Source organism: Sphingobium limneticum (assembly GCF_008710165.1).
GTDB classification, from domain to species: domain Bacteria; phylum Pseudomonadota; class Alphaproteobacteria; order Sphingomonadales; family Sphingomonadaceae; genus Sphingobium; species Sphingobium limneticum.
In genome coordinates this window covers 22,761-44,678 of sequence record NZ_VYQA01000013.1, presented here as the reverse complement: position 1 = coordinate 44,678, position 21,918 = coordinate 22,761, and the positions used below count along the sequence as shown (strand labels likewise).

21 protein-coding genes and 1 tRNA gene are annotated in these 21,918 nt (G+C 63.8%); 8 read left to right on the top strand and 14 right to left on the bottom strand.

The window, feature by feature from the left end; genetic code table 11:
• Nucleotides 1–19: 19 nt before the first annotated feature.
• From F4U95_RS16665 to F4U95_RS16630, 8 genes are all read right to left on the bottom strand, one after another.
• The gene (locus F4U95_RS16665; protein ID WP_120252042.1) at nt 20–1,024 is read right to left on the bottom strand and encodes a PhoH family protein; all 1,005 of its coding nucleotides are present in this window, start codon (nt 1,022–1,024) and stop codon (nt 20–22) included.
• Nucleotides 1,025–1,145: 121 nt separating this feature from the next.
• Entirely contained in the window at nt 1,146–2,495 is a 1,350-nt protein-coding gene (miaB, locus tag F4U95_RS16660; protein WP_150426479.1) for a tRNA (N6-isopentenyl adenosine(37)-C2)-methylthiotransferase MiaB, read from the bottom strand.
• Between the two features lie 8 nt (nt 2,496–2,503).
• Nucleotides 2,504–3,262: a lysophospholipid acyltransferase family protein gene (locus F4U95_RS16655; protein ID WP_150426478.1), complete on the bottom strand. Its 759-nt coding sequence runs from the start codon at nt 3,260–3,262 to the stop codon at nt 2,504–2,506.
• Nucleotides 3,263–3,268: 6 nt separating this feature from the next.
• Complete coding sequence (locus F4U95_RS16650; RefSeq protein WP_120249984.1) at nt 3,269–3,691, bottom strand: Fur family transcriptional regulator; 423 nt, start codon at nt 3,689–3,691, stop codon at nt 3,269–3,271.
• A gap of 122 nt (nt 3,692–3,813) precedes the next feature.
• The gene (locus tag F4U95_RS16645) at nt 3,814–4,239 is read right to left on the bottom strand and encodes a Ros/MucR family transcriptional regulator (RefSeq protein ID WP_120249985.1); all 426 of its coding nucleotides are present in this window, start codon (nt 4,237–4,239) and stop codon (nt 3,814–3,816) included.
• 112 nt (nt 4,240–4,351) lie between these two features.
• Nucleotides 4,352–4,831: a GNAT family N-acetyltransferase gene (locus F4U95_RS16640; RefSeq protein ID WP_120249986.1), complete on the bottom strand. Its 480-nt coding sequence runs from the start codon at nt 4,829–4,831 to the stop codon at nt 4,352–4,354.
• Entirely contained in the window at nt 4,828–5,454 is a 627-nt protein-coding gene (tsaB, locus tag F4U95_RS16635) for a tRNA (adenosine(37)-N6)-threonylcarbamoyltransferase complex dimerization subunit type 1 TsaB (RefSeq protein ID WP_150426477.1), read from the bottom strand. Before tsaB ends, F4U95_RS16640 begins: the two co-directional genes overlap by 4 nt.
• A 97-nt stretch (nt 5,455–5,551) precedes the next feature.
• Nucleotides 5,552–6,127, bottom strand: coding sequence for a NifU family protein (locus F4U95_RS16630; protein ID WP_120249988.1), 576 nt, complete (start codon nt 6,125–6,127; stop codon nt 5,552–5,554).
• Nucleotides 6,128–6,223: 96 nt separating this feature from the next.
• On the opposite strand from F4U95_RS16630, the gene F4U95_RS16625 reads away from it, so the two are divergent.
• The 3 genes from F4U95_RS16625 to F4U95_RS16615 all read left to right on the top strand — a co-directional run bounded on the left by F4U95_RS16625 (nt 6,224) and on the right by F4U95_RS16615 (nt 11,535).
• The gene (locus F4U95_RS16625) at nt 6,224–6,694 is read left to right on the top strand and encodes a pyridoxamine 5'-phosphate oxidase family protein (protein WP_150426476.1); all 471 of its coding nucleotides are present in this window, start codon (nt 6,224–6,226) and stop codon (nt 6,692–6,694) included.
• Between the two features lie 307 nt (nt 6,695–7,001).
• Nucleotides 7,002–8,387, top strand: coding sequence for a DEAD/DEAH box helicase (locus tag F4U95_RS16620; protein WP_150426475.1), 1,386 nt, complete (start codon nt 7,002–7,004; stop codon nt 8,385–8,387).
• Between the two features lie 256 nt (nt 8,388–8,643).
• Nucleotides 8,644–11,535, top strand: coding sequence for a M16 family metallopeptidase (locus tag F4U95_RS16615; RefSeq protein WP_150426474.1), 2,892 nt, complete (start codon nt 8,644–8,646; stop codon nt 11,533–11,535).
• Nucleotides 11,536–11,561: 26 nt separating this feature from the next.
• Here the strand turns inward: F4U95_RS16615 and F4U95_RS24815 are convergent, their stop codons facing one another.
• Both F4U95_RS24815 and F4U95_RS16610 read right to left on the bottom strand, forming a co-directional pair.
• A complete protein-coding gene (locus tag F4U95_RS24815) occupies nt 11,562–11,720 on the bottom strand; it encodes a hypothetical protein (RefSeq protein ID WP_170267500.1) in 159 nt (52 codons plus the stop codon).
• Nucleotides 11,721–11,897: 177 nt separating this feature from the next.
• Nucleotides 11,898–12,485, bottom strand: a complete 588-nt coding sequence (locus tag F4U95_RS16610) for a TetR/AcrR family transcriptional regulator (RefSeq protein ID WP_150426546.1) — start codon at nt 12,483–12,485, stop codon at nt 11,898–11,900.
• Nucleotides 12,486–12,604: 119 nt separating this feature from the next.
• Between F4U95_RS16610 and F4U95_RS16605 the strand changes: the two genes are divergently transcribed.
• The 4 genes from F4U95_RS16605 (at nt 12,605) to F4U95_RS16590 (ending at nt 18,980) form a co-directional block, all read left to right on the top strand.
• Nucleotides 12,605–13,795 (top strand): efflux RND transporter periplasmic adaptor subunit, encoded by a 1,191-nt coding sequence (locus F4U95_RS16605; RefSeq protein ID WP_150426473.1) that lies wholly within the window; start codon nt 12,605–12,607, stop codon nt 13,793–13,795.
• 3 nt (nt 13,796–13,798) lie between these two features.
• Nucleotides 13,799–16,975, top strand: coding sequence for an efflux RND transporter permease subunit (locus tag F4U95_RS16600; RefSeq protein ID WP_150426472.1), 3,177 nt, complete (start codon nt 13,799–13,801; stop codon nt 16,973–16,975).
• 2 nt (nt 16,976–16,977) lie between these two features.
• Nucleotides 16,978–18,396, top strand: coding sequence for an efflux transporter outer membrane subunit (locus tag F4U95_RS16595; protein ID WP_150426471.1), 1,419 nt, complete (start codon nt 16,978–16,980; stop codon nt 18,394–18,396).
• An 89-nt stretch (nt 18,397–18,485) separates the two neighbouring features.
• The gene (locus F4U95_RS16590; RefSeq protein WP_150426470.1) at nt 18,486–18,980 is read left to right on the top strand and encodes a methylated-DNA--[protein]-cysteine S-methyltransferase; all 495 of its coding nucleotides are present in this window, start codon (nt 18,486–18,488) and stop codon (nt 18,978–18,980) included.
• A 5-nt stretch (nt 18,981–18,985) separates the two neighbouring features.
• Here F4U95_RS16590 and F4U95_RS16585 read toward each other — a convergent pair.
• The 4 genes from F4U95_RS16585 to dapB form a co-directional block, all read right to left on the bottom strand.
• Nucleotides 18,986–19,062, bottom strand: a tRNA-Arg gene (locus F4U95_RS16585).
• A 73-nt stretch (nt 19,063–19,135) separates the two neighbouring features.
• Complete coding sequence (locus tag F4U95_RS16580; protein WP_150426469.1) at nt 19,136–19,522, bottom strand: hypothetical protein; 387 nt, start codon at nt 19,520–19,522, stop codon at nt 19,136–19,138.
• Between the two features lie 100 nt (nt 19,523–19,622).
• The gene (gene nth, locus F4U95_RS16575) at nt 19,623–20,285 is read right to left on the bottom strand and encodes an endonuclease III (protein ID WP_150426468.1); all 663 of its coding nucleotides are present in this window, start codon (nt 20,283–20,285) and stop codon (nt 19,623–19,625) included.
• Nucleotides 20,286–20,288: 3 nt separating this feature from the next.
• Nucleotides 20,289–21,053 (bottom strand): 4-hydroxy-tetrahydrodipicolinate reductase, encoded by a 765-nt coding sequence (dapB, locus tag F4U95_RS16570; RefSeq protein ID WP_120252043.1) that lies wholly within the window; start codon nt 21,051–21,053, stop codon nt 20,289–20,291.
• A 107-nt stretch (nt 21,054–21,160) separates the two neighbouring features.
• Here dapB and F4U95_RS16565 point away from each other — a divergent pair, with 107 nt between their 5' ends.
• A complete protein-coding gene (locus F4U95_RS16565) occupies nt 21,161–21,862 on the top strand; it encodes an NAD-dependent deacylase (protein ID WP_150426467.1) in 702 nt (233 codons plus the stop codon).
• Nucleotides 21,863–21,918: the final 56 nt, after the last annotated feature.

Sequence of the window (21,918 nt, the reverse complement as noted above, 5' to 3'; positions counted from 1 at the left end):
ATATTTCTTTCCGTGGAATTCAGGCATCCGGCCCCTCATAAGCCTGCACGATCCGCCCGACGACCGGATGGCGCACGACGTCCGAGATGCCGAAGGGCACCATGGCGATGCCTTCGACCCCGTCCAGTCGCGCCACCGCATCGGCCAGACCCGATGTGCCCGGCTGCGGCAGATCGACCTGCTTGGGGTCGCCGCAAATGACCATGCGGCTGCCTTCGCCGAAACGGGTGAGGAACATCTTCATCTGGGCGATGGTGGTGTTCTGCGCTTCGTCCAGCACGATGAAGGCATTGGCCAGCGTCCGCCCGCGCATGAAGGCCAGCGGCGCGATCTCGATCTCGCCGCTGGCGATCCGCCGTTCGACCTGTTCGGCCGGGAGCGTGTCGTGCAGCGCATCGTAGATTGGGCGGAGATAGGGATCGACCTTCTCCTTCATGTCGCCGGGCAGGAAGCCCAGCTTCTCGCCCGCTTCGACGGCCGGGCGCGACAGGATAAGCCGGTCGACACTGCCGGTGATGAGCTGGCTGACCGCCTGCGCGACTGCCAGATAGGTCTTGCCGGTACCTGCCGGGCCAAGCGCGAAGATGATGTCGTTGCGGTTCAGCGCCTCCATATAGGTGACCTGGGTCGCACTGCGCGGCACGATCGTCTTCTTGCGCGTGCGGATCATCACCTTGGGCGGTTCGGCGACATCGCTGCGGATAATGCCGTCCAGCGTCGGTTCGGACGACATGGCGATCACCGCTTCCACCGCGCCGGCATCGATTTCCTGCCCCGCGACGATGCGGTTGTAGAGGCCGGTCATCACGTCGCGGGCGCGGGCGGCGGCATGGGCCTCACCCTCGATCTGCAACTTGTTGCCGCGCGCGGCGATATAGACGCCCAGCCGATTTTCGATCGCGACCAGATTCTGGTCATATTGGCCGAACAATGTGGTCAGCAGATGCGGCCGTTCGAAAACGACCTCCAGCCGTGCCCGTTCGGCAACATCTTCGCGATGGTGGTGGTTCGGTTTCTTGCCCATGGTCAGCCCCTTGTTCCGTCCGTCATGCTCGCCAGAGCGAGTATCCATCTTCCGCCGTTCGATCCTGGTGGACAGGGTCGGAGATGGGTTCCTGCAAGTGCGGGAACGACGGTGTTTTGGTTCAAGCGGCCTTCCTCCTGCTGATTTCGCCGGCCAGGCTGTTCGGGCCGGCGCTGATGATATCGACTTCAACCATGTCGCCGATGGTAAGATCCGGCGCGGTCACGACCACGGACTGGAGCCAGGGCGATTTGCCGATCAACTGACCGGGATAGCGGCCCTTGCGCTCCAGAAGAATGTCGGTCGTGCGCCCGACCGTGGCGGTGTTGAACTCTACCTGATGCCGATTGATGACGGCCTGAAGACGGGCGAGCCGATCGTCCATCACGGCCGCCGGGATCTGGTGATCCATATCGGCCGCCGGCGTGCCGGGGCGGGGGCTATATTTGAAGCTGTAGCATTGGGCGTAGCGCACCTGCTCCACGATCTTGAGCGTGTCCTCAAACTCCGCGTCCGTCTCGCCGGGGAAGCCGACGATGAAGTCGCCGGACAGGGCAATGTCCGGCCGCGCCGCCCGCACACGATCGATGATGCGCAGATAGCTTTCGACGCTATGGCTGCGGTTCATGGCTTTCAATATGCGGTCGTTGCCCGACTGCACCGGCAGATGCAGGAAGGGCATCAGCTTGGGTTCGTCGCCATGGGCGGCGAGCAGGCCGTCGCTCATGTCGTTGGGGTGGCTAGTGGTGTAGCGGATGCGCTTCAGATCGTTGATCTTGGCCAGTTCGCGGGCCAGGCCGTCCATGCCCTGCATCCGGCCCTTGTCATCCTCGCCGGTCCAGGCGTTCACATTCTGGCCCAGCAGCGTGATTTCGCGCACGCCGCCATCGACCAGCGCCTTGGCCTCGTCGATGATCGCGCTCCAACTGCGGCTGATTTCCGCGCCGCGCGTATAGGGCACCACGCAATAGGTGCAGAATTTGTCGCACCCTTCCATGATGGTCAGGAAAGCAGTGGGGCGCGCCTGCTTGGTGCGGGCAGGCAGGGCGCCGAATTTCGAGGCCAGCGGCATGTCGGTGTCGACCGCTTCTTCGCCGCGGCCCACCTTGTCGATCAGGTCGGGCAGGCGATGATAGGCCTGCGGGCCGACGACGATGTCGACAGTGCGGGCGCGGCGCTGGATCTCGCTGCCTTCCGCCTGGGCGACGCAGCCGGCGACGGCGATCATCGGGCGGCTGCCATCGTCGCGCACCATGCGCCCGATGTCGGAATAGACCTTGTCCACCGCCTTTTCGCGGATGTGGCAGGTGTTCAGGATGACCAGATCAGCGTCGGCGCCATCGGCCGCAGCGGTCATGCCGCGCGTGCCCAGCATCTCGGCCATGCGCTCGCCATCATAGACGTTCATCTGGCAGCCGAAGGATTTGACGTGGAAAGTCGCTGGAGTCTTTGGGGCGTCGGTACGATTCATCCTTGCCGCTATACAGGCGGAGGCGCGCAAGCGGAAGGGTGCTGATGCTTTGCCATGCTGGCAGCGATCCGTTCGCGCGCCATGGCGGCAATCACCTTGCGATCGGCGCAGTCCGCCGGGTCGAACGGCGCCAGAAAGCGCAGCGTAACGGTCATCGGTCCCTTGCGGCTCAAAATGCGTCTGGCGTTTGTCCCGGCGGCCTCATCCCCATACCAAGCGATGGCGGCGGTTTCGGGGCCATAATCGATATGCACCGGCTGGATCATCACCGCACGCGGCGGCGGTAGCAGTACGGCCAGAAGTGCCGGTTTGAACGGCAACAGCCCGCTGCCGTCACTGGTCGTGCCTTCGGGGAAGAGCGCCACCGGCTGATGGCCCAGCAGCGCCGCGCGTAACGCATCCAGTTGCCCCGACAGCGCGCCACGCCGTTCGCGCGCGACGAACAATGTATTGTTCTGAGCCGCTAGCCAGCCGATCACTGGCCAGCGCGCAACCCCGTCATGGGAAACGAAGGCGGAGCCGGTCGCGCCGCCCAAAGCCAATATGTCGATCCAGCTGATATGATTGGCGAGCAGGAACATGTCCCCGTCATGGGGGCGTCCCGCGATCCTGACCCGCGCGCCGACAGACCGGGCCGCGAGCGCCAGAAAGCGACGCGGCCAGGGGGAGGGGCGGCGCGCGATGCGCCATAGCAGATGGGGAAACAGGCAGATCAGCAGGCTGCCGGCCAGCGCCCCCAACCGCAACAGGCGACGGACGCTGGCCAAGGTCGGTCAGTTCTTGCGGTCGAGCGCGACGCCGTAGAGTTCCATGCGGTGATCGACCAGGCGGAAGCCCAGCTTCTCGGCGATCAGTTTCTGCAACTGTTCCAATTCCGGATCGACGAATTCGATGACGTTGCCCGTCTCGACATCGATCAGATGATCATGGTGCGATTCCGGTGCCGCTTCGTAACGGGCGCGGCCGTCGCCAAAGTCATGGCGATCCAGGATGCCGGCTTCTTCGAACAGGCGCACGGTGCGGTACACCGTCGCGATCGAGATGCCGGGGTCGATGGCGGCGGAACGCTTGTGCAGTTCCTCCACATCGGGATGATCGGTAGCGTCGCTCAGCACCTGCGCGATGACGCGGCGCTGTTCGGTGATGCGCAGCCCCTTTTCATGACACAGGGCTTCGACGTCGATTTTGCGGTTCATGCAGGCTCGCTTGATTGCTTTTTCGAAGGATGGGGAAGAGCCTAGCGGCTTTTCCCCAAACAGGAAAGGGGCGCGTCGGTGACGCGCCCCTTTGCACTAAATGGCTGCGCCCAAAGCGCCGATTACTTGGCGCGCGGCGTGCGGCGGCGCTTGGTGCCCAGGCCGATCTTCTTCGCCAGAGTGCGGCGCTGTTCGGCATAATTGGGGGCGACCATCGGATAGTCGGCCGGCAGGCTCCACTTCGCGCGATAATCTTCCGGCGTCATCTGATAATGGGTCATCAGGTGGCGCTTGAGCATCTTGAGCTTCTTGCCGTCTTCCAGACAGATGATGTAATCCGGCTTGATCGACGAGCGTACCGAAACGGCGGGCTCCAGCTTCACTTCCGGTGCCGGCGCGGGCTGGCTGAGGCCGGCGAGCGCGGCATGCACATTCTGGATCAGCGAAGATACGTCGGAGACGGCAACGCTGTTGTTGGAGACGTGGGCAGCGACGATGTCCGACGTCAAAGTAATGAGCAGCTCGCTCTGGGCCGATTCGGTTTCCATTTTACCGTTTCCTACTAGGCTATATTGTTATGCGACCCGCCCGAGGAAATTGTTTCATGAGCGGTATATGCCCGCTAGACCTTGCCGGAGACTTTCGCAAGGGGATATTGTATCAAGCCATCATATCAATGCGAAAGCTGAGCGCATCGTGAAGTTGACCATCATTACCGCGATAGTAACCGGGGCGGCGATGTACATATTCGAAACCGGTTTTCTCGTATAGTTTTACAGCCTTATTGGTAGAACGCACTTCCAGGTTCATCGAAGTGATCCCCCGGCGGCGTGCCGTGCGCAAACTGTCGCGCAACAGCGTTTCGCCCACGCCGCGTCCGCGCCATAGCGGATCGACGGCCAGCAGCAGCAATTCGCATTCGTCCAGCACCGAACGCACCAATGCAAAGCCCAGTGGCGCGGCATCGATCCGTGCGATCGTCAGCCATGTACCCGGCATGAGCATCACGCCCGACAATTGCGACAGCGTCCATGCCTCCCCATAGACCGGATCGAAGGCCTGGATCATGACGTCCATCGCATCGCCCAGCGCGTTGCGATCGCCTTCGTCATAGGTGTCGAGTTGTACGGCCGGGATCATGACGCCGCGCGTTCCGCCATGGTCTTGGCATCCGCGCCGCGCCCGTAAATCGGGCTGGGCGGCAACGGCGTCAGTCCAGCGATCAATCCATAATCGGCCGCATCGGGATAAAGGCTGATCGCGCTACCCTTGCCCCGCGCGGTTACCAGCGCTTCGGCGCCGGTGCCGTAGAAGTTCGCATCGTCGAGCGTCGCCGCCAATTCTGCAATGGGCGTGGAGGCGATGGCGCTGGTCGGTTGCAAACCGTCGGCGGTAAAATATTGCCAGAACAACTCGCCATGGCCACCGGTGATGGTCACGGCGATCGGACCGCCCGGATGGTTTTGCGCCGCCTTGGCCGCGATCAACGCCGGCGCACTATATCCACGCAGCGGTATCGACCAGGCGAGCGCCAGCGCACGCGCCGCCGCGATGCCGATCCGTACACCGGTAAAGCTGCCCGGTCCTACATCCACCGCGATCGCGTCCGCTCGCCCGCCATCGGGCAATGCTGCGATGGCCGGCAGCAGGGCTTCGGCATGGCCGCGCCCGACGACTTCATGGAAACGACCGATCGCCGCTCCATTTTCCAGCAGCGCGACGGACAGGGCCTGGGTGGCGGTGTCGATCACCAGAAGGCGCAAACGAAACTCCCCTTACGCATCCACTTCATGTGGATTCGTCCTGCAGTTAGTCGATCCGTCCGGATTTGCCAAATGCGCGGCAACCCGACGCGCGCGATCAGACCGCGCGCACCTCTGTCACTTCGGGCACATAATGTTTGAGCAGCTGCTCGATGCCGTTCTTCAAAGTCGCGCTGGAAGACGGGCAGCCCGAACAGGCGCCCTGCATTTGCAGATAGACGGTGCCCTTGTCGAAACCGCGATAGATGATGTCGCCACCGTCATTGGCCACGGCCGGGCGCACGCGCGTATCGATCAGTTCGCGAATCTGCTCGACGATCTCGGCATCCTCCGGATCGTCGGAAAAACCGGCGTCGTCGGCTGGCACGCTTATGCCGGCGGCCGATCCCGGCGTGAACAGCGGCATGTTGGCCGAAAAATGCTCGAGCAACGTGGCAAGGATATCGGGCTTCACATCGGACCATTCGGCACCTGGCGCGATCGTCACCGATACGAAATGGCTGCCGAAGAAAACGCCTGTGACGTCGCCCAGGCCGAACAGCGCATCCGCCAGCGGGGAGGCTTCCGCTTCTTCGGGCGTCGCGAAATCGCGCGTACCCGCGCCCATGACCTCACGGCCGGGCAGGAATTTGATGGTCGCCGGATTGGGCGTCAGTTCGGTCTCGATCAGCATGGCCCCCATGTGGCGATGGTCGGGGCCAAGATCAAGCGTTTCGGAACTTCGCTGCCGGCCGGCGATTGAAGGGGAAACAGCCAAGGAGTTTGGACGATGACCGACGCAACCGAAATCAAGGACCGTTTCTGGGCGGAACTGTCGACCAGCCCCTTCCTGATGGTGGGGCTGAGCAACAGCGCGGAACATAGCCTGCCGATGACCGCGCAACTCGACCCCAAGGCCAATCATTGCTTCTGGTTCTATACGTCGCGCGACAATCGCCTGGCGCCAGGCGGCCCCGCCATGGCGCAATTTGCGGCGAAGGATCATAACCTCTTCGCCTGCATAGAGGGCACCTTGACGCCGGAAGCCGATACGGCGGTGATCGACCGTTACTGGTCGAAGGAAGTGGAGGCCTGGTATCCGGGCGGCCGTAACGATCCCAATCTGCTGATGCTGCGCTTCGACCTTGGCACGGCGGAAATCTGGCGGTCGGACATGTCGCTGAAGGGCGTGTTCAAGATGCTTTTCGGCGGCGATGTGCGCGATGAGATGAAGGGCAAGCATGCCGAAGTGGCGCTCTGACGCCGAAAATTGATCGTAAGAAATGGGCGGCCGCGAGTAAATCCGCGGCCGCTTGCTATTTGCCTGCAAATTCGCCATATGCGTTGCAGCGCAGCAGATGGGTCTTTTCGGCCCCCTAGCGATTGGCAGCGTGATCGTCCGCAATCCCAAGTGACCACAAGGTCAGGCGAGGACCACGGACCGGCCAATGAGAGTCTGCGCCAAGCTTGAGGCTTCCCTTTTCACGCGGGTCGTTTCGTAACCCGCCTCGCGCCCTTCCTGCGTCCGCAGAGCAAGTTGGCGCATGGCCGACTTGTGAGTTTTCCAAATGCAATTCAACGAACTTGGTCTCGCCGAGCCCATCATGAAGGCGCTCGCCTCCAAAAATTACGTCACGCCGACCCCGATCCAGCAAAAGGCGATCCCCGTCCTGCTGGAAGGCCGCGATCTGTGCGGCATCGCCCAGACCGGCACCGGCAAGACGGCGGCCTTCGCGCTGCCCAGCCTCGACTATTTCGCCCGCAACGCGAAGCCGACCCCGATCAAGGGCTGCCGCATGCTGGTGCTGGCCCCGACCCGCGAACTCGCTGCGCAGATCGCGCAGAGCTTCCGCGACTATGGCCGCTTCCTGAAACTGTCGGTCGAAACCGTGTTCGGCGGCGTGCCGATCGGCAAGCAGATCCGCGCCCTGTCGGCCGGTGTCGACATCGTCGTCGCCACGCCGGGCCGCCTGCTCGACCTGATCGACCAGCGCGCCTTCACCATCAAGGACACGGAAATCTTCGTCCTCGACGAAGCAGACCAGATGATGGACATGGGTTTCATCCATCCGCTCAAGCGCGTCGCCAAGATGCTGCCGCAGGATCGCCAGAACCTGTTCTTCTCGGCCACCATGCCCAAGGAAATTGAGGCGCTTGCCGCCCAGTTCCTGAACGATCCGGTCAAGGTCAGCGTCGCCCCGCAATCCACCACGGCGGAACGCGTGCGTCAGCAGGCAACCTTCGTCAATCAGGCGGAAAAGCAGGCGCTGCTGCACATCGTCCTCAAGAATGAGGATATCGACCGGGCGCTCATCTTCACCCGCACCAAGCATGGCGCCGACCGCGTCGTGCGCTTCCTGGAAGGCGCGGGCATCGACGCCTTCGCCATCCATGGCAACAAGAGCCAGGGCCAGCGCACTACCGCGCTCCAGGCCTTCCGTCAGGGCAAGGTGAAGCTGCTGGTCGCCACCGATATCGCTGCGCGCGGCATCGACGTGTCGGGCGTCAGCCACGTCATCAACTTCGAAATCCCCAACGTGCCCGAACAATATGTCCACCGCATCGGCCGCACCGCGCGCGCCGGGGCGGAGGGCGTCGCGATCAGCTTCGTGGCGGATGATGAACGGCCTTACCTGAAGGCGATCGAGCGCGCGACGCGCGTGAAGCTGGAAATCGAGCCGCTGCCTGAGAATTTCATGGAAGCGGTCCGCAACCTGCCCAAGCCGGCAGCGCCCAAGAAGGGACCGAGCCAGACGCCGCAGCAGCAGGCCCGTCGCGCCGACGGCCAGCGTCGTTATCAGGACGGCCAGAAGCAGCAGCGCGGCGCGCCCGACCGCGCGCATCGCACCGATGCCGAGGGCGGCGAAAAGAAGCCCTTCCGCGGTCGCGGCCGTGGTCGCGGCGGTGTCGGCACGCACAAGGGCGCGGTCCAGCGCACCGGCGCACCGCGCTGATATAAGCAATAGAAAAAAGGGGAGGGGCTGCAATGCGGCCTCTCCCCTTTTTGCGTGATGGTCGGAAAACTGACCCGCCAGCCATAACCTGTTCGCCCTGAGCGTGTCGCAGGGCCGCCCTTTCTTCCGGTATCGCAAAAGGACCGGGCTTCGACGGGCTCAGCCCGAACGGTGAGGCATGGTGCAGTCCTGCAAACCCGAATATGACCGCTTTGTCAGTGGTCATTCAGGAAAATGCCGTTAGGCTCTCTTGCCTATGCGCTTTTCCCTCCGCCGTTCGGCCGCTTCGCTCTCCGTCCTCGCCTTGCTTCTGTCGGGATCGCCTCTGGCGGCCCGGACCGGCGATGCACCCGCCACCGCAAAACAGATCGCCCCTACCGGTCAGGCGCAGGTCCGGCCGTGGCTCTACGAAAATAGCGATGTGCCGATCGATCCGGCCTGGCGCTTCGGCACGCTGCCCAACGGGCTGCGCTATGCCGTCCGCCGCAACGGCGTGCCGCCGGGTCAGGTGTCGATGCGCCTGCGGGTCGATGCCGGTTCGCTGATGGAGCAGCCCGATGAACTGGGTTACGCCCATTTCATCGAGCATCTTTCCATGCGCGGCTCGCGCCATGTGCCCGACGGCGAATCCAAGCGTATCTGGCAGCGGCTCGGCGTTACCTTCGGCAGCGACAGCAATGCCGCGACCACGCCGACCGGCACCACCTATGCGCTCGACCTGCCGCAGGCGACGCCTGCCAGCCTTGCCGAAAGCATGAAGATCATCGCCGGCATGATGACCGACCCCAATATCGTGGACAGTGCCGTCGATGCCGAGCGCGCCGTGGTGCTGGCGGAAAAGCGGGAGAGCGACGGCCCGCAAATGCGCATGTCCGACGCCAGCCGCCTCCATTTCTTCGCGGGCCAGGCGTTGGCCGACCATGCGCCGATCGGCACGGTGGCGACGCTGACGGCCGCGACAGCCGCCAAGGTGGAGGCCTTCCATCAGCGCTGGTACCGTCCGGAAAATACGGTGATCGCGATTGCGGGCGATATCGACCCGGCGCAGGCCGAACAGTTGATCAAGGACCATTTCGGCAGCTGGACCGTGCCCGGCAAGGGCGCGCCCTTGCCCGATTTCGGCACGCCCAACCCCAAGCTGCCGGCGACCCGCGTGGTCGTGGAACCGGGCGTGCCGCTCGGCCTGACGCTCGCCTGGCTGCGCCCCTGGACGCCGCATGCGGACACGATCCTTTATAATCAGGACAAGCTGACCGACATGCTGGCGCTGCAGATCATCAGCCGCCGGCTGGAGCAGGCCGCGCGCGGCGGGGGCAGCTTCCTGCAGGCAGGCGTGGACCAGCAGGATGTCAGCCGCTCCGTCGACGGCACCTTCATGACCATCATCCCGACCGGCGAAAATTGGGAGAAGGCACTGGCCGACGTCCGCGCCGTGGTGGAGGATGCGAAGGCTGCGCCGCCCAGCCAGGCCGAAATCGACCGCGAATATGCTCAGATGAATACGGCGCTTTCGATCCAGGTCGAAAATGCGGACACCGAACCGGGCGCCAAGCAGGCGAGCGATCTCGTCAGTGCCGTGGATATTCGCGAAACCACGGTCAGCCCGGACGCGGCCGTCGACATCTTCCGCGCGGGCAAGCCGGCCATGACGCCCGAGAAAATTCTCGATTCCACCCGCCGCCTGTTCTCGGCAGGCGTGTTCCGCGCGCTGCTGGTGACGGGCAAGATCCAGCCCGGCCTCGACGCCAAGCTGGCCGCTGCCGTCGCTGCGCCGGTGAAGGCGGCGACCAACGCGCGCCTGGCCGATAAGGCGGTCACGATGGAAGACCTGCCCAAGCTTGGGCCGCCCGGTACCGTCGTATCGCGCACCCCGGTCGCGTTGCAGGGGATGGAAAGCATCACCTTCTCCAACGGCGTCAAGCTGACGCTTTTCGCCAATGATGCGGAAACCGAAAAGGTGCGGGTCAACGTTCGCTTCGGCCACGGCCAGCAGGCCTTCTCGCCCACGAAACCGGTGCCCAGCTGGGCCGCCGACTATGCGCTGGCGGCCAGCGGCATCGGCAAATTGGGCCAACGGGAACTGGACGACCTGACCAACGGTCGCCGCATGGGCATGGATTTCAACACAGACGACGATGCCTTCGAAATGCAGGTGGTGACGCGCCCGGCCGACTATAAGGATCAGTTGCGTCTGTTCGCGACGAAACTGGCGGTCCCCGGCTGGGATCCTGCGCCGCTCGCGCGGGTGAAGACCGGCGCGGCCGTTGCCTATGACGCGATGTCGCGATCGCCGGACGCGGTGCTGGGCCGCGATCTCAACTGGCTGCTCCATGACAAGGATGTGCGTTTCCGCACGCCCTCGCGCGCCGAAATCGACGGGCTGACGCCCCAGGCCTTCCGCGCCACATGGGAGCCGATCCTGGCCTCCGGCCCGATCGAAGTGCAGATTTTCGGTCAGGTGAAGGCGGAGGAGGCGATCCAGGCGGTCGCGGCTACCTTCGGCGCGCTTCCCGCTCGCCCCGACGTTCCGGTTCCGGCTGCCAACAAGGCGATGCGCTTCCCCGCCCATGTCGAAAATCCGGTCGTCCTGCGACACAAGGGCGACAAGGAACAGGCGGCCGCCGTCATGGCCTGGCCGACCGCCGGCGGCTTCGACCTGCAAAAGGAGGGGCGCCAGCTCGAAATCCTGACGCAGATCTTCAACGATCGCCTGTTCGACAAGCTGCGATCGACGGAAGGGGCTGCCTATTCGCCCAGCGTCCAGAATAACTGGCCCTTCTCCTACGATAGCGGCGGCTATATCCTCGTCACCAGCCAGGTTCGGCCCGACCGCATCGCCTATTTTTACAGCGTGGTGAAGGATACGGCCGCCGACCTAGCCAAGACGCCTGTGAGCGACGATGAATTGCAGCGGGCGGTGGCGCCGATGCGCCAGCTGCTGATGCGGGCCAGCACCGGCAATGCCTTCTGGATGAACCAGATGGAGGGGGCGACCCATGACCCCCGCTATGTCGACGCGATGAAGAACATGTCGCAGGATATGCTGAGCGTGACGCCGGCCCAGTTGCAGGCGCTTGCCGCCAAATATCTGGTGCCGGGCAAGAGCTGGTCGGCCGTGGTCCTGCCGGAGGGCGCGGCGGCGCGCTGAGCATCAGGCGGCGCCGCGCCCGCGCATCAGGCGGGCTGCGGCGCTTCCATCAATTGTTCGTAGAGGCGGACATATTTCAGATGCAGGTCGCGAATGGTAGGATCGCTCGACCGGGCGGCAAGTTGGCGGTTCCTTTCCATCCGTGCCTTGAAATAGGCACGGTTGAAGGATGTCTCTATCTGCATGAAATACCTCCCGAAAACTTACCCGGATTAAATCCGCGCGGGGAAGGTAAGTTGCGACGGGACAACAAGGGGTGCGATGGATGGACCCGGTGGCGCGACAGGGGGCGCGCGGCGTCATGCATCGGGCGCAACCTATGCTGCGCTCTTCAACGCCAAGGCTCTGCTCGATAATTTCGGTTATTGAACGCCGCGCAGTGCCGCGATGATCATCTGGGCGGTTCGCCTTGCTGCCACTTCGGCGGACAGGCGAGGGCGCGATATGCTGCGATGACCAAGGCCGAAAAGACAGGCGAGCAGCATTTCCTCCGCCGCGTCCAGCGCCTCGCCCGATAGCCTGTCATTGGCTGCGCAGGCAAATGAACGGATATAGACGCGAAAGCGCTGGCACATGGCGCCGATCGTATCGGCCACTTCGCCGTTGCGGAAACTTTCGGCCAATATGTCGAAGGACAGTGCTTCGTCCTTCTCGTCGATCGTCTGTATCAGCAATTGCTCGAAGGTCTGTTCGATGGTCAGTTCGCCGGAATCCAGCCTGACCTGAAGCGCGCCCATGTCTTTGCACCACTGGTCCGCATCATCGTGCACCAGCGCCTCGATGATATCTTCCTTGCTTTTGAACAGGCGATAGATTTGGCCGACCGACACCTGCGCTTCGCTGGCAAGCTCCGCCATAGATGTCTGGTGAAAGCCGTGGCTATCGAATAAGGTGCGCGCAGCCGCCAGAATACGAGCGTGACCGTTTTTTTCCTGCTGCACTGCAACCATAATTACCCTTTCGGCGTTTTTTGCCTCTTGAAATCGCATTGCCATGATCGTACCTGCCGGGCAAGCGGAATGAACGTTCATTCCTAATCTTCGATCCCTAAAAAAACGGATGTTAAGCGATGCAAAAGGGGACAATCATAGGATTGCTGGCGTGCGCGTCGGCTTTCGCACTCAGCGCCTGCGGCGAGCAGCAGCCTCCCGCGCCGCCGCCGCCTTCGGTCGGCGTGGTGACGCTCAAGACCGAGTCGGCGCCGCTGCTGAACGAGCTGCCGGGCCGCATCGTCGCGGTCGAAACGGCCGAGGTGCGGCCGCAGATCAGCGGCGTGATACGCCGTCGTCTCTTCCAGGAAGGCGGCTTCGTTCGCGCCGGCCAACTCCTCTACGAAATCGACGACGCGCCCTACCGCGCTGCGCTGGCACAGGCGCAGGGTTCGCTCGCCAACGCGCAGGCGGCGATCCGCTCGACGGCATTGCAGGCGCAGCGCTACAAGGATCTGGTCGGCATCAATGCGGTGTCGAAGCAGGAATATGACAATGCAGATGCGTCGGCTCAGCAGGCGCGCGCCAATGTTGCAGCGCAGCGTGGCGCGCTTCAGGCGGCGCAGGTGAACCAGAATTTCACCCGCATCCGCGCGCCCATTTCGGGCCGGATCAGCCGCTCGCTCTTCACGCCGGGCGCGCTCGTTCAGGCGGGTCAGGCCGACGCGCTGACCACCATCCAGCGCACCGACACCGTCTATGTCGACGTTTCGCAATCGGCGGCCCAGATTATCGACCTCAAGCAGGCGATGAAGAAGGGCGGCATCAGCGAAGCACAGGGTGCCCGCATCCAGTTGATCCTGCCCAACGGTAGCGCCTACCCGATCGAGGGTCGGCTCCAATTTTCCGAAGTCACCGTCGACCCGACATCGGGCGCGGTGACGCTGCGCGCGACCTTCCCCAATCCGGACGGCCTGTTGCTGCCCGGCATGTATGCGCGCGCCAAGCTGATCGAAGGCGAACGGACCCAGGCGATCCTGGCACCGCAGCAGGGTATCAGCCGCGACGCGCGTGGCCGTGCGACCGCCATGGTCGTGGGCAAGGACAATAAGGTCGAAATGCGCCAGGTCACGGTCGATCGCGCCGTCGGCGACAAGTGGATCGTCACCGACGGTCTGAAGGCCGGCGACAAGCTGATCGTCGAAGGGCTGGTCAATCTGCGCCCCGGCACCGTCGTAAAGCCCGGCGCCCCGCAGCAGGTCACCGCGCCTGAGGGCGGCGCAGCGGGGCAGGGCGCAGCCCCGGCCGACAAGCAGGGCGGGGCGCACTAAGCCATGGCCCGCTATTTTATCGACAGACCCATCTTCGCATGGGTCATCGCCATCGTCATCATGTTGGCCGGCCTGCTCGCGCTCCGGTCGCTCCCTGTCGCGCAGTTCCCGGAAATTGCGCCGCCTGCGGTGACGATCCAGACCCTCTATCCCGGTGCCAACGCCCAGACGCTGGAAAGCACGACGACGCAGATCATCGAGCAGCAGCTCAAGGGCATCGACAATCTGCGCTATTTCTCGTCCACCAGCGACGGGTCGGGCAATCTCGCCATCACTCTGACCTTCGAACAGGGCACGGATCCCGACATCGCGCAGGTTCAGGTCCAGAACAAGCTGTCGCAGGCCACGCCGCTGCTGCCGCAGGAAGTGCAGCAGCAGGGTCTGCGCGTCGGTAAATCGACGTCCAGCTTCCTGCTGATCATGGCCGTCTATTCCGATGACGGCATCCATGATCAGGAGGATGCGAGCGATTTCATCGCGTCGAACCTGCAAGATCCGCTGAGCCGTGTCACCGGCGTCGGCGATACCCAGCTGTTCGGTTCGCAATATGCGATGCGCATCTGGCTCGACCCTTATAAGATGGCCAATCTGGGCGTCAGCACCGGGGACGTCAAATCGGCGATCACGGCGCAGAATGCTCAGGTATCGGCCGGCCAGATCGGCGGTTCGCCCTCGATCAAGGGGCAGGCGCTCAACGCCACCGTCACGGCCCAGTCGCGCCTGCGCACGCCGGAAGAATTCCGCAATATTCGTGTGCGCAGCAACAGCGACGGTTCGGTCGTGCTGATGTCCGACGTCGCAAGGATCGAGCTGGGCGCCGAAATCTACGGTTTCGGTGTGAAGTTCAACGGTCATCCCGCTTCGGGCTTCGGCGTGAAGCTGGCGCCGGGTGCCAACGCGCTCGACACGGTGGAGGCGGTGAAGAGCCGCGTCGATGAACTGTCGAAGAATTTCCCCAACTGGGTGAAATATGACTTCCCCGTCGACAACTCGACCTTCGTCAAGCTGTCGGTGGAACAGGTCATCCATACCCTGTTCGAAGCCGTGCTGCTGGTCTTCGTCGTCATGTTCCTGTTCCTTCAGAACTGGCGCGCGACGTTGATCCCGACCATCGCTGTTCCGGTCGTGCTGCTCGGATCGCTCGCTATCCTCAGCGTGGCGGGCTTCACCATCAACACGCTGACGCTGTTCGGCATGGTGCTGGCGATCGGCCTGCTGGTCGACGACGCGATCGTCGTGGTGGAAAATGTGGAACGCCTCATCCAGGATGAGGGGCTTAGTCCGCGCGAAGCGGCGCGCAAGTCGATGGACGAAATCAGCGGTGCGCTGATCGGTATCGGCCTCGTCCTGTCGGCGGTGTTCCTGCCCATGGCCTTTTTCGGTGGGTCCACGGGCGTCATCTTCCGCCAATTCTCGATCACGATCGTTTCCTCGATGATCCTGTCGGTGCTGGTGGCGTTGATCCTGACGCCGGCCCTTTGCGCAACCATCCTGAAACCGGCGTCGCACGGTCATAGCTGGAGCGGGCCGATCGGCTCGGTCTTCGGTCGCTTCTTCGACTGGTTCAACCGCACGTTCGACAAGGGCGTGGTGCGCTATGGCCGCGGTGTCGAAAAGGTCGAACGTCGCTGGGGCCGGACCATCCTGGTCTATGGCCTGATCGTGGTCGGCATGGCATTCGTCTTCCTGCGCCTGCCCAGCGGCTTCCTGCCTGATGAAGATCAGGGCATGATCATCAATCAGGTGTCCTTGCCCGCCGGTGCCACGCAGGAGGAAACCGAACGCACCCTGGCCAAGATGCGCGACCATTATCTCATCGATGAAAAGGCCAATGTGTCCGCCGTCTTCACCGTTGCCGGCTTCGGCTTCGTGGGTCAGGGACAGAATGTCGGTATCGTCTTCGCCCGCATGAAGGACTGGGAGCATCGCAAGGGCGCGGACAATCATGTCCCGGCCATCGCGCTGCGCGCCAACATGGCGTTCCAGAAGATCACGTCGGGCATGGCCTTCGCCTTCGTGCCGCCGGCAGTGCAGGAACTGGGCAATGCGTCCGGTTTCGACTTCCAGCTGCTCGATCAGGCCAATCTGGGCCATGAAAAGCTGCTGGAGGCACGCAACCAGCTGCTCGGCATGGCCATGGCGGACAAGCGCCTGGCACAGGTCCGTCCCAACGGCCTGGAAGATACGCCCCAGCTCAAGCTGAACGTCGATCAGGCGGCGGCGGGCGCATTGGGCATCGCCCAGGCGGACGTCAACGACACGATCAGCACCAATTTGGGTGGTGCCTACATCAACGACTTCATCGACCGCGATCGCGTGAAACGGGTCTATGTGCAGGCGGATGCGCCGTTCCGCATGACGCCCGATGCGGTCAGCGCCTATCATGTCCGTGGCAGCACGGGCACCATGGCGCCGCTGTCCGCCTTCTCCACGACCCAGTGGGTGCAGGGGCCGGCCCGTCTGGAGCGGTTCAACGGCGTTCCCGCGATGAACATTCAGGGTGCACCTGCCCCCGGCGTGTCGAGCGGTACCGCGATGAAGGCGATGGAAGAACATGCGGCCAAGCTGCCAGCCGGTATCGGCTTCAGCTGGAACGGCATTTCCTACGAAGAACAGACATCGGGTGGCCAGTCCTCCTACGTCTATGCGCTCTCGATGCTGATCGTCTTCCTCTGCCTGGCCGCGCTGTATGAAAGCTGGTCCGTACCGATCGCGGTCATGCTGGTGGTGCCATTGGGTGTGCTGGGTGCGGTGATCGCCGCGACGCTGGCAGGCCTCAACAACGACATCTACCTTCAGGTCGGCCTGATCACGACGATCGGTGTGTCGGCGAAGAACGCGATCCTGATCGTGGAATTTGCCGAGGAAAAGATGCGCGAAGGCCTGTCGCCGGCCAAGGCGGCGCTGGAAGCGGGCAAGCTGCGTCTGCGGCCGATCCTGATGACCAGCTTCGCCTTCATCTTCGGCGTGCTGCCGCTGGCGGTATCGACCGGGGCGGGTGCAGGCGGTCAGAATGCGATCGGCTGGGCCGTTGTCGGCGGCATGTTGTCGGCGACGGTGCTGGCGATCTTCTTCGTCCCCGTCTTCTTCACCGTCGTGAAGCGGCTGTTCCGCGAACATAAGAACCATGAAGATGCGGCTAGCGAGACGGACACCCCGCACGCGCCGCAGGAGGCTTGAAGATGAAGCGCAACATGAAAGCGCTGGGCGCCGTCACCCTTTCGCTGGCGCTGGCCGCCTGCGACATGGCGCCCAAATATGTGCGGCCGGAACTCCCCGTTCCGGCCGGCACGCCCCAGGGTGACGCCTATGCCGCCAATGCCGGGGCAGGGGCGGCCATCGTCCCCGCCGATACGGCATGGCGCGATTTCTTCACCGACGCGCGCCTGGCCCGCGTCATCGAAACCGCGCTCGCCAATAATCGCGATCTGCGCATCGCGCTCGCCAACGTCGAACAGGCGCGGGCGCAATATAAGGTGCAGCGGGCAGACCTGCTCCCCACCGTGGCGGGCAGCGGCACGGCGACCTATTCGGAACAGCCCCTCGTACAGTTCGGTCAGAGCCAGCGGCTCAACACCGACGTCTATCAGGCGCAGCTGGGCATTTCCTCCTGGGAAATCGACCTGTTCGGCCGGGTGCGCAACCTGACCAAGGCCGCGCAGGAGCAATATTTCGCCAGTGTCGAAACCCGTAATGCGGCGCAGACGGCACTGATCGCGGAAACGGCCAATGCCTGGCTCACCATGGCGGCGGATCAGGAACGGCTGCGGATTGCGATCGACACCGAAAAGGCGTTCGGCAAGACGCTGGAACTGAACAAGGCCCGCTTCGACAGGGGCATCGCTTCGGAACTGGAAGTGCGTCAGGCGCAGACCAGCTATGATGGCGCCCGGTCGGACATCGCGGTCGCGACGACGCTGGTGGCGCAGGACCAGAATGCGCTCAACCTGCTCGCCGGGACGACCGTGTCGGCGGCCGATCTGCCCAATTCGCTGGAGCAGAAGGACGCGACGCTCGACAATCTGCCGGCGAACATCTCGTCCGACGTGCTGCTGCGTCGGCCCGACATCGCGTCGGCCGAACATAATCTGCTCGGCGCCAACGCCAATATCGGCGCGGCGCGCGCGGCCTTCTTCCCGACCATTTCGCTGACGGCGGCGCTCGGGACTGTCAGCCTTGGCCTGTCCGGCCTGTTCAAGTCGGGCAGCGACACCTGGTCGGTGGCCCCGGGCGCAACCCTGCCCATTTTCGACTTCGGCCGGAACAAGGGCAATCTGCGCTATGCCAGGGCGACCTATGACGCGATGCTCGCCACCTATGAAAAGAGCGTGCAGACCGGCTTCCGCGAAGTCGCCGACGCGCTCGCCCGTCGCGGCACGATGACGCAGCAGGTCGAAGCGCAGACGTCGCAGCGCGATAGTGCGCGGGTTGCCTATACCCTCTCGGAAGCTCGCTTCCGTGCCGGTGTGGACAGCTTCCTGACGACGCTCGATTCCCAGCGGTCGCTCTACAGCGCCGAACAGAGCCTGGTCGGTACGCGACTGACCCGTGCGACCAATATGGTCGAACTCTACCGGGCGATGGGTGGCGGCCTGAAATAAGCCGCTCGCCGACTTTGAAAGCAAGCCGGGGGAAGCCCTGGCCAATAATCTCCGCTATCGGCCATAGGGCAGGTAGCGGAGATTTTCATATGGCCCTTGTCCAAACCCTCTTTCCCTCGCCGGTCGGCGCGCTGACCCTGGTCGCCAGCGATGCGGGGCTGGTGGCGATCCTGTGGGAAGATGACGATCCCGCCCGCGTTCGCCTGACCGCGCGGGACGAGCGGCCGGATCACCCCATGCTGGCGCAGGCGGCGACGGAATTGACCGCCTATTTTGCCGGCGATTTGCAGATATTCACCGTGCCGCTCGATTTTCGAGGTACCGATTTTCAGAGGCAGGTCTGGGCGGCGCTCTGCACCATCCCCTTCGGCGAGACGCGCAGCTATGGCGCCATCGCCCGCGCGATCGGCCATCCCACCGCCAGCCGTGCCGTCGGCGCCGCCAATGGCCGCAACCCCATCTCGATCATCGCACCCTGCCACCGCGTCATCGGCACCAACGGCGCGCTCACCGGCTTTGCCGGCGGCGTGGAGGTGAAACGCTGGCTGCTCGATTTCGAGCAAAGCCGGATCGGTCTATTGTGAGGTTATGGTGCACCCAAGTGGATTCGAACCACTGGCCTTTGCCTTCGGAGGGCAACGCTCTATCCAGCTGAGCTATGGGTGCATGACGCTGGTCAGGAGGGGCGGGTAGCAAAGTCCTTGGCCCTGCGCCAGCGTCAAAATCACCTCAGCCCATCTTATTTCGCCGCCTTCTCCATCGGCTGGAACTTGCCGAGGCCACAACTGGCGCCCGGCTGCAATCCGGGACCATTGTTCCACAGCACGGTGATGATATCGACCGAGCAAAGCTGCGACAGGCTGGTCTTGTAAAGGAAGCGCTTCTCGAAGCCCAGGCTGGGGCAGCTGTTGGGCAGGCTGTTCCGATATACCTTGTTGCCGCTCATGATGAAATCGATCGTGCGATCGTCGCGCACATTGGTCGACCGGATCGACTGGATGTGGACACAGTCAATTGCCGCGCCACTGGTCGGCACATAGGGATCGGGCTTGTCCTTGGCGAACGCGGGCAGGGCGATGCCGGCCAGCGCGGCGCACAGGGCAAATTTGGCAAAATGGACGGACATGGCTTCTCTCCTCATATCACGCCGAATCGACGGCGCGATGTGGCGCGATCCGTCATCTCTAACGCGTTTGTCATGAATGGCGTGAGAATGGCGGAGAGCTTCAGGCCGCCTTGGCTGCGGCGACTTTCGGCGCGGGCGTCTTGGGCTTGAACCGACACAGGTCGCTGACGATACAGCGCCAGCATTCGGGCTTGCGCGCCTTGCACACATAGCGGCCATGCAGGATCAGCCAATGATGCGCGTCGCGGCGGAACGGGCCGGGCACCCGCTTCTCCAGCTTCTCCTCAACCGCCAGCACCGTCTTGCCCGGCGCCAGGCCGGTGCGGTTACCCACGCGGAAGATATGCGTGTCGACCGCGAACGTCTCCTGCCCGAAGGCGGTGTTGACGACCACATTGGCGGTCTTGCGGCCGACACCGGGCAGGGTGGTCAGCGTGTCGCGATCCTCCGGCACCTCGCCGCCATAATCACGCACCAAAATCTCCGACAGGCCGATCACATTCTTGGCCTTGGTATTGAACAGCCCGATCGTCTTGATGTGCTGCTTCAAACCCTCTTCGCCCAGATCGACCATCTGCTGCGGCGTGGTCACCTCGCGGAACAGCGCGCGTGTCGCCTTGTTCACCCCTACATCGGTCGCCTGTGCGGAGAGGGTGACGGCGACCAGCAACTGATAGGGATTGCCATATTCCAGCTCCGTCACCGGCGAGGGATTGGCCTCGGCCAGACGGCTGAAGAAATCGAAGATCTGCGCCTTGTTCATGGGTTACAGGCCCAGCACGCCCTTCATATCGTACCGCCCGGCCGGTTGCCCGACCAGCCAGCGCGCCGCCTTCACCGCGCCGCGGGCGAAGATGGTGCGGTTCTCGGCCCGATGGCCGATCTCGATCCGCTCGCCTTCGGTGGCGAAGATCACCTGATGGTCGCCCGCCACCGATCCGCCACGCAGAGCGACGAAGCCGATATCGCCGGGCGTACGTGCACCGGTAATGCCGTCGCGGCCGCGATCGCTATGCTCGGCCAGCGGGATATGCCGACCGCGCGCCGCCGCTTCGCCCAGCATCAGTGCGGTGCCAGACGGCGCATCGACCTTGTGCCGGTGGTGCATCTCGACAATCTCTATATCCCAATCGTCGCCCAGACCCGCAGCCGCCTTTTCCACCAGCGCCGCCAGCAGGTTGACGCCCAGCGACGTATTGCCGGTCTGAAGTACCGGAATATGCACGGCCGCCTCATCGATCAGGGCATGATGCACCGGTTCCAGCCCGGTCGTGCCGATCACGATCGGCTTCTTCGCCGCGATACAGGCATCCAGATGCGCGGACAGCGCCCCGGGCACGGAAAAGTCGATCAGCACCTCGCTCGCTTCCGCCAGCGCCAGCGTGTCGGCGGTCATGGCGATGCCCGGCGCGATCTCGCCCGCCGGATCGCGATCGGTGCCGCCTGCCAGCCCCAGGCCGCTATCGGCCGCGACCTGAGCGATCGCGCGTCCCATCCGGCCCGCTGCCCCGAAAATGCCGATCGTCGTCATGTCCCGCCTCATTCCCTATTCGTCAGGCCGTGGCCGATGCCAGAGCGGCGCGGCTTTGTCATCCCTGCGCCTTGGCGCGGCCGCGCTTGCGCTCTAATGCTCCTATCATGCGCAGCGACATCCACACCATCGTCATCCTGACCGGGGCGGGCATTTCCGCCGAATCCGGCCTCGCCACCTTTCGCGGGCCTGATGGCCTTTGGGAGGGGCACAGGGTGGAGGATGTCTGCACCCCGGAAGCGCTGGCGCGGGACGAGGCGCTGGTGCATCGCTTCTATGACGAGCGGCGCGCGAAATTGACGGAGGTGGCGCCCAATGCCGCGCATCAGGCGCTGGCCGCGCTCGACGCCGCCTGGCCCGGCGACCTGCTGATCGTGACGCAGAATGTAGACGACCTGCACGAACGGGCCGGAGCGAAGCGACTGATCCACATGCACGGCGAACTCAAATCCGCCCTTTGCGCGGCCTGCGGCAAGGCAGTGCCATGGGCCGACGCGCTGCCGCCCGGCAGCATCTGCGATGGCTGCGGCGAGCCGCGCCTGCGCCCCGACATCGTGTTCTTCGGCGAAATGCCCTATGAAATGGACCGGATCGACGACGCCGTGCGCGACGCGGATCTGTTCGTGTCGATCGGCACGTCGGGCGCCGTCTATCCCGCCGCCGGCTTCGTCCAGACCGCGCGCCATGTCGGCGCCCGCACGCTGGAACTCAATCTCGATCCGTCGGCCGGCAGCATCTATTTCGATGAGACGCGGCTCGGCCCGGCCAGCGAACTGGTGCCCGATCTGGTGCGCACGTTGCTGGCCTGATCCCGAAAGCCTCTCGCATTACCCGGCGCTTATAGTATAGCGCGGCCTTTCAACAT